Origin of the sequence: Sporosarcina sp. P16b (assembly GCF_002743065.1) — a bacterium.
Classification (GTDB): domain Bacteria; phylum Bacillota; class Bacilli; order Bacillales_A; family Planococcaceae; genus Sporosarcina.
Genome location: NZ_PDYO01000002.1, coordinates 382,328 through 395,731, shown reverse-complemented (window position 1 = coordinate 395,731; position 13,404 = coordinate 382,328). Strand labels below are relative to the sequence as shown.

General features: G+C 42.0%; 10 protein-coding genes. 5 read left to right on the top strand and 5 right to left on the bottom strand.

The window, feature by feature from the left end:
* Nucleotides 1–23 precede the first annotated feature (23 nt).
* From murC to CSV77_RS05015, 3 genes are all read left to right on the top strand, one after another.
* A complete protein-coding gene (murC, locus tag CSV77_RS05025) occupies nt 24–1,337 on the top strand; it encodes a UDP-N-acetylmuramate--L-alanine ligase (RefSeq protein ID WP_099672525.1) in 1,314 nt (437 codons plus the stop codon).
* A 161-nt stretch (nt 1,338–1,498) separates the two neighbouring features.
* Nucleotides 1,499–1,951, top strand: coding sequence for a DUF948 domain-containing protein (locus CSV77_RS05020; protein WP_099672524.1), 453 nt, complete (start codon nt 1,499–1,501; stop codon nt 1,949–1,951).
* 57 nt (nt 1,952–2,008) lie between these two features.
* Nucleotides 2,009–2,785, top strand: coding sequence for a YtxH domain-containing protein (locus CSV77_RS05015; RefSeq protein WP_099629609.1), 777 nt, complete (start codon nt 2,009–2,011; stop codon nt 2,783–2,785).
* Between the two features lie 106 nt (nt 2,786–2,891).
* On the opposite strand, the gene CSV77_RS05010 is transcribed toward CSV77_RS05015, so the two are convergent.
* Entirely contained in the window at nt 2,892–5,027 is a 2,136-nt protein-coding gene (locus CSV77_RS05010; protein ID WP_369802730.1) for a cell division protein FtsA, read from the bottom strand.
* A 165-nt stretch (nt 5,028–5,192) separates the two neighbouring features.
* Here CSV77_RS05010 and CSV77_RS05005 point away from each other — a divergent pair, with 165 nt between their 5' ends.
* Together CSV77_RS05005 and ccpA are read left to right on the top strand one after the other, a co-directional pair.
* On the top strand, nt 5,193–6,275 hold the full coding sequence (locus tag CSV77_RS05005) for a bifunctional 3-deoxy-7-phosphoheptulonate synthase/chorismate mutase (RefSeq protein WP_099672523.1): 1,083 nt from the start codon (nt 5,193–5,195) through the stop codon (nt 6,273–6,275).
* Between the two features lie 134 nt (nt 6,276–6,409).
* Nucleotides 6,410–7,411 (top strand): catabolite control protein A, encoded by a 1,002-nt coding sequence (ccpA, locus tag CSV77_RS05000; RefSeq protein ID WP_099672522.1) that lies wholly within the window; start codon nt 6,410–6,412, stop codon nt 7,409–7,411.
* 119 nt (nt 7,412–7,530) lie between these two features.
* Here ccpA and CSV77_RS04995 read toward each other — a convergent pair whose 3' ends face one another.
* The 4 genes from CSV77_RS04995 to CSV77_RS04980 form a co-directional block, all read right to left on the bottom strand.
* Nucleotides 7,531–8,685: an acetoin utilization protein AcuC gene (locus CSV77_RS04995; protein ID WP_099629612.1), complete on the bottom strand. Its 1,155-nt coding sequence runs from the start codon at nt 8,683–8,685 to the stop codon at nt 7,531–7,533.
* Nucleotides 8,682–9,326, bottom strand: a complete 645-nt coding sequence (locus CSV77_RS04990) for an acetoin utilization AcuB family protein (RefSeq protein ID WP_099629613.1) — start codon at nt 9,324–9,326, stop codon at nt 8,682–8,684. Before CSV77_RS04990 ends, CSV77_RS04995 begins: the two co-directional genes overlap by 4 nt.
* Nucleotides 9,327–9,341: 15 nt before the next feature.
* A complete protein-coding gene (locus CSV77_RS04985; RefSeq protein ID WP_099672521.1) occupies nt 9,342–9,974 on the bottom strand; it encodes a GNAT family N-acetyltransferase in 633 nt (210 codons plus the stop codon).
* Between the two features lie 269 nt (nt 9,975–10,243).
* Complete coding sequence (locus CSV77_RS04980) at nt 10,244–13,204, bottom strand: transglycosylase domain-containing protein (protein ID WP_099672520.1); 2,961 nt, start codon at nt 13,202–13,204, stop codon at nt 10,244–10,246.
* Nucleotides 13,205–13,404 lie beyond the last annotated feature (200 nt).

The window sequence follows — 13,404 nt, the reverse complement described above, 5'->3', positions numbered from 1 at the left end:
AAGAACTCCCGGGAGGTTTCAATATGACATTGTTACATTTTACTGGTATCAAAGGATCGGGAATGAGTTCCCTTGCCCAGTTGCTACATGACTCTTCGTATGAAGTTCAAGGTTCGGATGTGGAAAAATACTTTTTCACGGAAGACCCCTTACATGAACGAAATATAAAAGTACTGCCATTTGATGAAAATAATATTCAGCCGGGCATGAAAGTGATTGCAGGAAACGCATTTAAAGATGATCATCCTGAATTACTGCGGGCAGCAGAACTTGGTATAGAAGTTATTCGTTATCATGAGTTCCTAGGCGACTATATGGAACAATTTACTTCCATAGGTGTTACGGGTACACATGGTAAAACGTCTACAACGGGCTTGCTGGCGCATGTATTGGGTGGCTTTGCGCCAACTTCTTACTTAATAGGGGACGGTACAGGTAAAGGTACCGAGAATGCGGAGAACTTTGTATTTGAAGCGTGTGAATACAAACGACACTTTTTGGCCTACCATCCAGACTATGCCATCATGACGAATATTGATTTCGATCATCCGGATTATTTCACAAGTCTGGACGATATTTTGAGCGCTTTCGGACAGATGGCGAGTCAAGTAAAGAAGGCATTAATCGCTTGTGGTGACGACGACAATCTTCAGAAACTTCAATGTCAAGTTCCGATTGTCTATTATGGCTTGGATTCATCCAATGACTTTTACGCAGCAAATATTGAAAAAGATCAAAACGGCTGTTCGTTTGATGTGTTCATTCGAAATGAATTCTATCACCGTTTCACCATTATATTAACAGGCGATCATGCTATTAGAAATGCGTTGAGTGTTATTACACTATGTCATTATGAAAATATTCCAGCTGACATTGTGAATGAACGCTTTGCGACGTTTACAGGCGTAAAAAGACGTTTTTCTGTCTTGGAAGTAGATGACCGTGTCATTGTGGATGATTATGCACATCATCCTACCGAAATCCGTGCAACATTGGATTCGGCACGGCAAAAATATCCAAATCGTGAAGTGATTGCGGTATTCCAACCGCATACATTCAGCAGAACAGCAGCGATGTTAGATCAATTTGCAGAAAGTCTGTCTGAAGCAGATCATGTGTACTTATGTGACATCTTCGGTTCTGCACGGGAGAAAGTCGGTAGTTTAACGATTCATGATTTGATAGATAAAATCCCCAATTCCCAACATTTGAAGATAGAAGATATGTCAGATTTAGCAGCACATAAACATTCTGTCATTCTTTTTATGGGTGCTGGAGATATCCAATTATATTTAAAACAATTTACTTCTGATATTACGAAAGAAGAAACAGCCTAATCTCTTTTATGAGAGGGCTGTTTCTCTTTTTTTTTAGGTTTTTTGGTTTCGATAAAGGATATCACCCAGTTATGTCGAACAGGAGTATAGGACGAAAAGTTTAGAAACTCTCAAAGAGGGGTAAAGTTTTCGTAAGAATATGCTCTAGGAGGATAACGTAAGTGATCAATTTACTTTACGTTGCAGCAGTGATTGCCGCAATCGCATTTCTTATTCTTTGTGTAAGTCTGGCTATGACACTGGGGTCGTTAAAGACATCTTTACAAAGTGTCTCGCATACAGTAGGTGACTTATCAAAGCAATTAGAGGGAGTGACTACAGAAAGTACACAACTTCTTCAAAAAACCAATCAGCTGGCCGAAGATTTACAAGGAAAAGCGGACAAGCTGAACACTGTGGTGGATGCGGTAAAAGGAGTAGGTGACACGGTGAACACTCTCAATCAATCAGTTCATCGGATCTCGAGCTCAGTAACTACAAACGCCGAACAAAACAGTGACAAAATCGCGCAAGTCGTACAGTGGGGAACCGTTGCAGTTAATCTATATGATCAAGTAAAAGAACGGCAACCTAAAACGTCCGCTGGTTGGACAGTATACAAATCGCGCTCCTAGTACAAGCATTTTCCTTTAAAACATACAAATATAGTTAATTCACAGGAGGAAGAAAAAATGACAGAAAACAAACCGAACTATAACGACAACCAAGGTAACTACTCAAATACGTATGGCCAACCACAATATCCAGCGAACTACACATATCGTTCAACTCATGATCTGTATGATGAGGATAGCAACGGTACAGGTAGTTTCATTGCCGGCGCAATCATCGGTGGGGTAATTGGCGCTGCGACTGCACTGTTCTTAGCTCCAAAGACAGGCCGTGAAATGCGTGAAGATTTCACTACACAGGCTTCACAATTAAAAGACAAGAGTATTGAATTGAGCTCAACGGCAAAAGATAAAGCGGTAGAGTTATCAAGCACAGCAAAAGACAAAGCAGTGGAATTTTCAAGTGCAGCAAAAGATTACACAGCTGACTTTACGGATACGGCAAAAGAAAAAACTGCAGCGTTCACTACAGCTGCAAAAGAGAAGACTTCTGAGTTGTCTCAAAACTTGCAAGAACAATCAGAACAGCTAGTTGACAAAGTGAAGTCTGTTAAATCAAAAACAAATGTTCCAATGGACGATGGGACTGTATCATCTGAAGGTGAAGAGGCAACTGATTATAAAAGTTCAAAAGAAAACAATGAAAAATCAGGGGAACTTTCAAAAGTAAAAGAAACAACAAACAAAAATGCAGATCAGGTTAAAACTGACAAATCTGCTAACCAAAAAAATGAGACTAAATCTCCTAATACAAATGCCTCTGCTAAAAAGAATACGAATCAATCTAAAGCTAACAACTCGTCTTCAAACAACAACAACAAAATTCATTCTAAATAATAGCGAAAACCTTCCTTCACGGGAAGGTTTTTTCTATGTGTACGATTAGTTAGAACAGCCATAAAGAAAAAGCTACGCCATGCGTTATTTCCGCACAGCGTAGCTTTTAAACAAATAGAATACGTAGTTGATCTCCACCGAATATCAATTCATTGAAGCCGATGGATTCGCCATTACGCATTAATTGATAGGCAGTGGTAGATTGAGACGGTAAGGAAAAATCAGTGAATGAAAATACATCACTGAATAGTATAGGAGAAGTGGGCAACGACTTGAACTCCACATGGTCGTTGGCTTGTACTTGGTAGTCAAGACTTGCTTGTTGTCCATTTACATAAACAGCAGTTCGTGGTTTTTTGATTGCCACAGGCTCATCATTAAATGTTACATCGGCACGCTCTTCTAGAACGATATCTAATTCTCTTGCTATTTCCTTTAAGGAAAGGGAGGCAGGTTGACGCGTTTCAATGATATCGTTTGCGTGAATCTGGTAGTCAGCAGAGACTTCTTGTCCGTTTGCGATGTAGAGGATCTCGCGTTTCTTTAGGCGGTGGGGAGTTCCGTTCCATGTCACAGTGAACGAATCTGTCCCTGAACGTATAGGAGACGTTAGTACGTCTTTTATTCGATTCGCCGGATTCACCGTCAGTTCATCCCGATCCGCAATCTCAGTATCCATTGTAACCGTCTTTCCATTGAGCAAAATTTCACTCGTAACTGTCTGCGTCACTCCGTCGAGCTGATAACGTATCGGTTCAGGCGCATCTACTAAGTCTCTGACAGTCGCTGTGGCGTCTGTGCCATCTTTACCGAACAATAGCTCTATGCGGTCATGATCGTTAACAGGATCCTTAGTGCTGGCTTCAGTACCATTTAATAAGATGGTTGTAGATGAGCCGTGCTCGCCAGGAAGTGTTCTCCATCGCCCGTTTACTTTGACAGTTAGTGCGAGTCCGGGTCTACCGTATAACTGACGGGCAGTAACGCGGGCGGCAAGCAGTGTATCGCCCACTGTAAGCTCTTTTAGTTCAAATAATCGAATGGCTTGGTCGTTGACTGTTAAGGTAATGTAATGAATGGGAGCTCTTTGTGCTGCAATCGCAATACCGATTGGCGTTACGAGTGCAGGAGAGGCTTCGATTTGGTCTGAAAGTGTAACTCCTGAAAGCGCATCGAGACTTCGAATCGCCACGCGGTTCTCAGGAAGGTCTAGCTGCATACTCACTTCTTTCGTCAGAGTAGGAGTTAACCCTCCACCTCCCACAATCATTACGGCTTGTGGGGAAGAGTTGAGATTCAATCGTTTGATTTCGCTTGCGATCGACAGTGCTACATGTTTCACTGAAGGTTTAATTACATCAATTACTTCTTCTGAAGGGATTTCTTGTTCAAATCCTAAAATATCTTGAAATGTCAATATGTCTTGATTATGAATTTGTCGTTTCATTTGTTCAGCAATAGGAAAATCGAGCAAGTAATGTGCACTTAGCGCTTCGGTCATTTCGTCTCCCGCAACGGGTACCATGCCATATGCTGTCACGGTATTATCTCTAACAATCGCAATGTCTGATGTGCCAGCTCCAATATCGACCAATGCGATATTCAATCTTCTCATGGAAGGGGGAACGAGCACATGAATAGCAGCGATTGGCTCGAGTGTTAAAGCCTCCATTTCCAAATCGGCACGCTTTAACGCGGCAAGTAAGGATTCTACAACGACACGTGGTAAAAATGTAGCAATGACTTCTACAGTCGCTGATTTCCCTTTTTGATCAATCAGACTACCGATCTTTTCATCTTGTAATTTGTAGTATAAAACAGAATACCCTACGCAATAATAGTGATCATCCTCTTGTGATTGATGAGCGGATAGTAATTTTTCTTGTGCATTTTGTACAGCGGCTAATTCCAATCGATTAATATCTTCGCTGGACATCAATGTGCGATCTGAAATATCTACTGTCACAGTTCCTTCTGCTGTTTTCAATGAACGTCCAGCTGCCGCAACACTGACGCGATGCAGAGGGCCATGAATGTGTTCCAATTCTTCTTTTATTTCTTGAATTATAGACGCCACGCTTAAAATATTATGTATTTGTCCATCAATCATCGATCGCTCTTTATGTTCTTTAGAAATCAAGTCCACAATATGGAATGAATCGTTTTGTTCTTCTAGTACAATCCCTACAACGGTGCGAGTCCCGATGTCAAGAGCGAATAACTTAGTAGCCAGGATTTCCAACCTCTTTTCAAGTTTTTTCTATGCGAAAATAGTGAATATATAATTATTAGATGAAATTGCGTGACTTTTCTAAGAGTATTCATTATACTAGGTCTATTATATAAAAATGTACCATAGATTCCGGTGTTAGAAAAGGAAGATATGTACGGGGAGGAGACAGGTATTATGAGCAAGCAAGATTTAGGTGAGTTGAGAGGTACTATCGATCAGTTGAACTTAGATATTCTACAATTGATCAATGAACGTACAGGCGTTATCCAAGAAATTGGTAAGTTAAAAGAAAAGCAAGGTGTAAATAGATATGATCCGATTCGCGAACGCGAGATGCTCAACGTCTTAAAGAAGGCAAACCATGGCCCTTTACCAGACGGTATCCTTGAGCAGGTATTTAAATCTATTTTCATGTCGGCACTTGAAGTACAGCAAGATGAGCAGAAGAATGCATTGCTCGTATCCCGTACTAAAAAACCTGAAGACACGATTGTTGATGTAAACGGCCATAAAATCGGAGACGGACATCCATCTTTCGTATTTGGACCTTGTGCAGTAGAATCTTACGAACAGGTTTTGGCAGTAGCCAAGTCCATCAAAGCAAAAGGATTAACGATGATTCGTGGAGGAGCTTACAAACCACGTACATCTCCATATGATTTCCAAGGTTTAGGTCTTGAAGGCTTAAAAATTCTAAAGCGAGTTGCAGATGAAACTGGACTTTCTATCGTCACAGAAATCATTACACCATCGCACTTAGAGGAAGCACTCGAATACGTCGATGTGATTCAAATCGGTGCGCGTAACATGCAGAACTTTGAACTGTTAAAAGAAGCTGGAATGGTCAATAAGCCAGTCCTTCTAAAGCGCGGAATGTCTGCAACGATTTCTGAGTTCGTCAATGCAGCTGAATATATTATTTCTAAAGGTAATACGGAGATTATGCTATGTGAGCGAGGAATTCGTACATATGAGACGGCTACTCGAAACACGCTGGACATCTCTGCTGTTCCAATCTTGAAGCAAGAAACACATTTACCGGTATTCGTGGACGTTACACATTCCACTGGCCGTAAAGACTTATTGCTTCCAACAGCGAAAGCGGCAATTGCAGTAGGAGCAGACGGCGTTATGGCAGAGGTTCATCCGGATCCAGCCGTAGCATTATCGGATTCAGCGCAGCAAATGGATATTGAGCAGTTTGACAAGTTCTACGAAGAGATGACTCGCTTCATGAACACACACCAAACGATCTAAAACATCCAACACCGACCCTTTATTAGTAAAGGTCGGTGTTTTTCTGTATAGAATGACAGATTTCTACACAGAAAAACACAAAAATCCAGTAGAACACGGTATACTAGTAAAGAATAAAGACAGGAGGAGCAAAAATGGCTATCACTATTTACGATGTAGCAAGAGAAGCAAACGTATCGATGGCAACGGTTTCACGTGTAGTGAACGGCAATCAAAACGTGAAGCCGGCGACTCGCAAAAAAGTATTGGACTGTATTGAACGATTGGGGTATCGCCCAAATGCCGTCGCTCGTGGACTGGCTAGCAAGCGTACGACGACGATTGGAGTAATTGTCCCCGATATGTCCAAGAGTTACTATGCAGAGCTATCCAGAGGGATTGCAGACGTTGCCACGATGTATGAGTACAATATTATCATTTCCAATTCGGACAAGAGTACATCTCGAGAAGTGGAGTTGTTTGAAGATCATTTAGGCAAGCAAGTAGATGGATTGATCTTTATGAGTGATTCTATTTCACCTGAAGTACGAAAAGAAATGAAGACAGCGAACGTTCCGATCGTCTTGGCAGGAACATTGGATTTTGAAACCAATTTACCATCTGTCAATATTGATCATGAACAGGCCGCATATGAAGTAACAAAAAAATTGATCGACAATGGCCATAAGCGTATTGCATTTGTTTCGGGACCTTTTACGCGTGACATTAATCGTGTGTGCAAACGTGTTGGGTATATTCGTGCGTTGGAAGAAGCAGGGATGACGATCGATGAGTCATTGATCGTGGAAACTGACAATACGTATGATGATGCTTACGAGAGCTGGAGTGTACTAGGTAAGCTGTCTAATCCTCCAACGGCTGTCATGACGAGCAGTGACGAAGTGGCCATAGGTATTATGAATGGTGTGCGTGATGAGAATCTTAGAATTCCTGAGGATGTGGAGATTATTTGTTTCCAGCACTCTATTCTTGCGCGTATTGTTCGTCCACAGTTGACCGCGATTGTGGTGCCTTTGTATGACCTCGGTGCTGTATCGATGCGTTTGTTAACGAAGTTAATGAACAAAGAAGAAGTAGAAGAGACAGAAGTTATTCTACCGTATTATTTGGAAGAGCGGCAATCGGTTAGGAAGTAGGTTGGAGTCGCTGCCTGTAACGAAAGTGATGCGTGTTTTGAATCTACAACACTCATACGTTGTTTTTAAAAAGGTATAAATGCAAAGAGCAACTTATCTGAGCGATAAGTTGCTTTTTATTATGATTTTCGGATGACGTGCAAAGCTCTCGTTAGCATTTGCTCATTTTTTTCGTTGATGTCATATTTACGAGGAACTGGTTCATACAGATCTTCAGGATCTTCCCACGTCTCAATTAGTGAAACAGGTGACTCGGGTTGCCATTTATTTAGCCAGGCTTCTGGAAGTCTTCCAGTAGGTGTTGGGATGTCTTTCATAGTTAGCCATAGGTGCGACCACGCACGTGGTACTACGCGCCAGATGTCGTATCCGCCGCCGCCGATTGCAATCCATCTTCCATCACAGAATTCTTCCGCAATATCTTTTGCTAGTTTTGGAATTTCTTCGTAGATCTTCATGGTGCCATATAAATGCGTGAGTGGATCGAAGTAGTGTGCATCTGCTCCGTTTTGTGTAAGAATGACATCGGGCTTAAAGTGTTCTGCCACTTCACGCAAGGCAGTCTTATAGATATGTAGGAACGATTCATCTTCCGTAAATGCGTCGATAGGGAAGTTGAATGAAGTACCGTAACCCGCTCCATTTCCTCGTTCTGTCACATTTCCTGTCCCGGGAAACAAGTAGCGGCCTGTTTCATGGATAGAGAATGTGCAAACATTTGGATCATCATAAAACGTCCATTGCACGCCGTCGCCGTGATGCGCATCGGTATCCACATATAATACGCGAGCTCCATATTTTTGCTGTAAGTATTTAATGGCTACAGAACTATCATTATAAATACAGAAGCCAGAAGCTTTCCCTTGGAAGCCGTGATGCAGGCCGCCGCCAAGGTTCAGCGCATATCTTGAACGACCTTCCATTACTTCTTCAATCGCTGTAAGTGTACCGCCTACGAGCAGTGCACTCGCTTCATGCATGCCAGTGAAGAAGGGTGTATCTTCCGTACCGATACCGTAAATACTACCGATATTTTCGCTGACATTACCTGTACTCGCCTTTTTGACGATTTCGATATACTTTGCGTCATGAGCGAGAAGCAATTCTTCGTCTGTGGCTGTGCGCGGAATGACGATTTCATGAGGCTCGATCGTATTCATTTCATCTAGTAAATCTTTTGTCAAAATGATTCGCTTTTGATTAAAAGGATGGGTATCCGAAAATTCATAGTTTAGTTGGTCAGGAGAAAAGATAAAACTCGCTTGTTTTTTCATACGCCCATCTCCGGTTCACTTGGCCATAGAACTTCGAATCCTTGCTTTTTTAATCCTTCGATGATCGGAAGGGGATTCATTCGTTTAATGCGGATAGCGAGAATTTTGTACTCTTCGTTATCTTGATAAGGATAGACGAGTACACTAAGCACGTTCGTATTGTGTTCGTGAAATACTTTAGATGCCTCATATAAAATACCGGGCGTATTCGGCACGCGGATCTGAATATGTGAACTGGGCTGATTGGCACCTGTTAACTCAATATAGTTATAGAGTAAATCTGTTTTCGTTAGAATGCCGACTAGCTGATAATTAGAAACGATGGGTAGGCAACCAATTTCATACGTATAAAACATTAACGCAGCTTCCTCCGCAAAGTCCCGCGGATGGCCGATCAATAGGTCAGTTTTCATAATTTTATCAAGCGTGGTTTCATAAAGTGAAGGTTCCAATCTCTTCGAAATACTTGAAGGAGAAGCTTCTTTGACGTCACGGTCTGTAACGAGTCCTTCGATCTGCCCATCTTTCACAATGGGGATGTGGCGAATTCGTTTTTCTTTCATCAGTTGTACTGCATCTGCGATCGTATGTGTAGAATTAAGCGTAATCACGTCTGTTTTCATAATGTCTTGTATTAGCATGATTATTCCTCACTTTCAGTAATTAACACGATTTTTGAAACGCACACGGTCAAAGCGTTCAATGGATTCTTGATCGACTCGTTTTCCGATTCTCGCCATTAGTGCATTGGCAGGGTGGGAACAAATTTCAGGATCATCAGTGGAGAAGAATTCCATGCCACCTGCACGCATCATTTTCTCCATCATTTTGCGATAATCCCATACTGTCAAACCAGTACCTTTTAAATCCCAATGCCAATAATATTCAGTCGTAATAATAATATAATCTTCCATCGCATCATCCAACATCGATAATTCCAGTAAGGATTTACCGATACGGGCGCCACGATAAGCTGCAACTACTTCGACGGCGCCTAGTTCTATTAAATTGGCCATGTCTGCTTCATACCAGCGTTCGAGTGGATCGGGATAGAGAAACGTAACATACCCAACAATCCTATTATCGATTCTCGCTACGTTGATCCGACCTTCAGGAAACGCGGCGATTTTCACCAATGCTTCTTGTTGTTGTTTGGATGGACGGAACGCTTTCAGTCCTTCGTGAAATTCAAACGATGCCAGTCGCTCTGATGAAACAGGCCCTTCAATGACCAGTTCACCCTCGTCATGCGGAAATGATCTGGAAAAGTAGGTCTTTTTGTGTTCCACACAGTTCACCTCTTCCTAATATTTCTACTTTTGGTACGCTCAAAAGCTCGGTGTACGTTCGATACGTGCTACTCTGTGTTAAGTATACAATTTATATTGGGGAAAAGTATATTATTATCATTAAATCACGGAATTGTCGGTAATTATCTATGTGTAGTAAAAAAATGGTGATGTTAGAAGGAAGAAGGGAGGAGGGGTTGTTATTCACTTTGATGAAATTCTTCATAAAAAACCGGATGACAATTTAGAATGGTCATCCGGCTTGTTAGTTATTCTTTTGCTTCTGGAGCTGCATCCGGCTTTGGTTCCGGTGTCGCTTCAGGTTTAGTTTCGGGTGTAGGTTCTGGTGCAGTCTCTGGTTTTGCATCCGGTTTTGATTCAGACTTGGTATCCGGTTTTGCATCCGACTTTGCATCCGACTTCGTTTCTGGAGTTGTCGTACTTGGTTTAGCTCCAGTATTCGTATCTGATTTCGGCTCTGCTCTTGGTGCAGGTGCCGTATTGGTTACAGTGTTGGAAGGTCCCGAGAGTAAGCCAGTAATATCAACTGCGCGTACGTAATATGAACCATATCCGACTTTATACGATCTAGAAGCACCATCATGAACCGTACCAATTTTGGCACCGTTCTGATAAATGTAATAACCGATTACATCATTTGAAGACGAAGCAGTCCATGTAAGAACGGATCCATTTTGTCCTGTTGATACGGCTGCAGGTGGTACGTTGTCTGCAGGGAATGTAGATCCTGCGACAGTGCTTGCATATCCGCCACGACCTGCAAGCAGTTTGGAAGCATCTCCGCCTAAGCGTCCAAGCATCCGCTTACCATATTCAGAAGTTACGCCGATACCGCCGGACGTGACAAATTCACGAGGAGTAGAAGGTAATGCCTGATATAGTTTGCCATTCACTCGAACAGCTGCGGATGAAACGATACTGTCATCCACTTTCGTAGGGACCATCTTTTTAGAATTAAATAAATCTGATCTAACGAGTCCTGCCGATGCACAAGCAGCAGAAGGAGCAAGTCCTGAAATGCCACAGAATGAACGTGTTACGACGCCATTCGGGCGTTTAAACGTATCTCTTGCTTTAATGGTTTCTGGTATGACCGTATTGGCTACATTCATCAATTGTCCGTACAATCGTGCAGTCCGTTCTGATGGATGCATTTGACCGCTGTTGTAGCCGTGGTATAACGGCGTATTTCGATTTTTATAACCCATCCAAACACCAAGCGATATATTTGGATTATAGCCGACTAGCCAAGCATCACCGTAATGCTGGGATGTCCCTGTCTTCGCAGCTAAATCGGGACGGAAATTCATTAAGCCAGGTAAACGTGCAGCTGTACCGTTACCTTTTAGTACATCACGCATCATATCGGTGATGATATAAGAAGTTTCCGGACTAAACACTTCCACAGGTTCTGCTTTGTGTTCAAATACTATGTTACCTTTCATGTCTTCAATCCGTTCAATCATATACGATTCGATGAATTGACCACCGTTAGCGAATGTAGCGTAAGCATTTGTGTTTTCTTCTACAGTGACATCCATAGTACCTAACGATGCAGATAGACCGATGCCTGCCTTATCGGTAGCATTTGCAAATTTCATTTTCTTTAGAAAATCAATAGGATTTCTATCTATTATTTGGTCATATAGACGTATGGTAGATAAGTTTTGTGAACGCGCCAGTGATTCACGGGCTGGCAATACCCCGAACTCACGGTCGAAATAGTTGCCGGGTGCGTAACTACCTTTTCTAAACTTCACATCCACTAGTGGACTACCTGCACCAATTACACCGTATTCAATGGCAGGTGCATAAACCAGTAATGGTTTCATGGAAGATCCGTTTTGTCGGTATGCTTGAGTAGAATGATTCAATGCTTCCAGTTCGTAATCCCGTCCACCGACGAATGAAAGTACTTTCCCTGTATGGTTCTCGATCATCGATGCACCGACTTGTACAGGATTTTCTTTCGTAATCATTTTACCTGATTCTTCATCTAATGTTTCCATAGTATACGTATAACCGTAGTACCGGAAGCTGTCAGCGACTTCATTCATTTTGTCATACAGCTCTTTGTTGATAGTAGAATAGATACGATAGCCGTCTGTTCGCATGGAACGGTCTGCCATGATTTCGTATTTTTCCTTAATCTTGGAGTCACCTTCAAAACGATCCGCGTCAATGCCATCTTTCTCAGCCAAAACTTCAGCTAAAATTTCGATTGTGCGATTTTGAATTTCTTGTGTGACATACGGATAACGTTCAGTAGCACGACGTGAAGGCTGTCTAAAGTCTTTCGTCACATCATACGCAAGAGCTTCCTGATATTCCGCTTCCGAAATATAGCCTGCATCGCGCATACGGAACAGTACGGTCTTCATCCGGTTTACACCATACATCAGCTTTTCGCGTTCCTTAATGCCTTGGTTCTTACTATAGAAAGGCGTGTATGTATACGGTGCTTGTGGAATACCTGCAATATATGCAGCTTGTGGCAAATTTAGATCATTAGCTTTTATACCGAAAATCCCACGCGCAGCTGTTTCGATGCCCGCGATATTTTGCCCCATCACATCACGACCATAAGGGATGATATTCAAATAGGCTTCTAGAATCTCATCCTTCGTCATGAAGTGTTCCAAGCGCATAGCCAGTAAGATTTCTTTAGCTTTACGTTCATAAGAAACTTCGTTCGTCAAGATCTGGTTTTTCACTAACTGCTGAGTGAGTGTAGATCCACCCGTTTGACTGTCTGAGTTCGTAACATCTTGGAACACTCCGCGGAATATCGCTTTTGGCACGATGCCTTTATGCTCTTCAAAGTATTCATCCTCAGTAGCTAACACAGCGTCCAGTGCATACTGTGAAACTTTATCCAGCGTAATTTGTCGGCGCTCGATATCCGAGTTGATCTTGCCTAGATAAATACTGTCTGCAAAGTACATTTCAGATGTCTCTTCATAATTAAACACCTGATCCCGAAGTTCTTCCTTGGAACGTAACGGTTCTTTCGCAACAAGGGAAGCGAAATAACCTGCACCAACTGAACTCGCAAATACGGCCCCGATGACGGCGAAGATAATGAGTAATAAAAACAAGTTCCAAAGTACGCCGGTTCCGATGCGAAGTTTTTTGGCCCAAGGCTCTTTTTTCGCTTGTTCAAACTTATCTTCAAGTTGCTTAATTCTATTATTCTTTTCGTTGTTCAAAGTTTTTCTCCCCCCAAAAATCTTACTCATTATATCACAGATTCAGAAGGAAATATGCAATAAATGTTGACTTTCATAGGAAGTTGGGTAAAATTGAACTCATACGAAATTACATGTCGAAAAAACCGAAGTAATGATAGTGAGTTCCGTTTAAGAGAGACAGCGGTTGGTGGAAGCTGTTCGGTGCACTATACATGAAT

Coding starts and splice junctions, on each gene's coding strand:
- murC (WP_099672525.1), top strand. CDS start 24: ATGACATTGTTACATTTTACTGGTATCAAAGGATCGGGAATGAGTTCC.
- CSV77_RS05015 (WP_099629609.1), top strand. CDS start 2,009: ATGACAGAAAACAAACCGAACTATAACGACAACCAAGGTAACTACTCA.
- CSV77_RS05005 (WP_099672523.1), top strand. CDS start 5,193: ATGAGCAAGCAAGATTTAGGTGAGTTGAGAGGTACTATCGATCAGTTG.
- ccpA (WP_099672522.1), top strand. CDS start 6,410: ATGGCTATCACTATTTACGATGTAGCAAGAGAAGCAAACGTATCGATG.
- CSV77_RS04995 (WP_099629612.1), bottom strand. CDS start 8,685: ATGAAAAAACAAGCGAGTTTTATCTTTTCTCCTGACCAACTAAACTAT.
- CSV77_RS04990 (WP_099629613.1), bottom strand. CDS start 9,326: ATGCTAATACAAGACATTATGAAAACAGACGTGATTACGCTTAATTCT.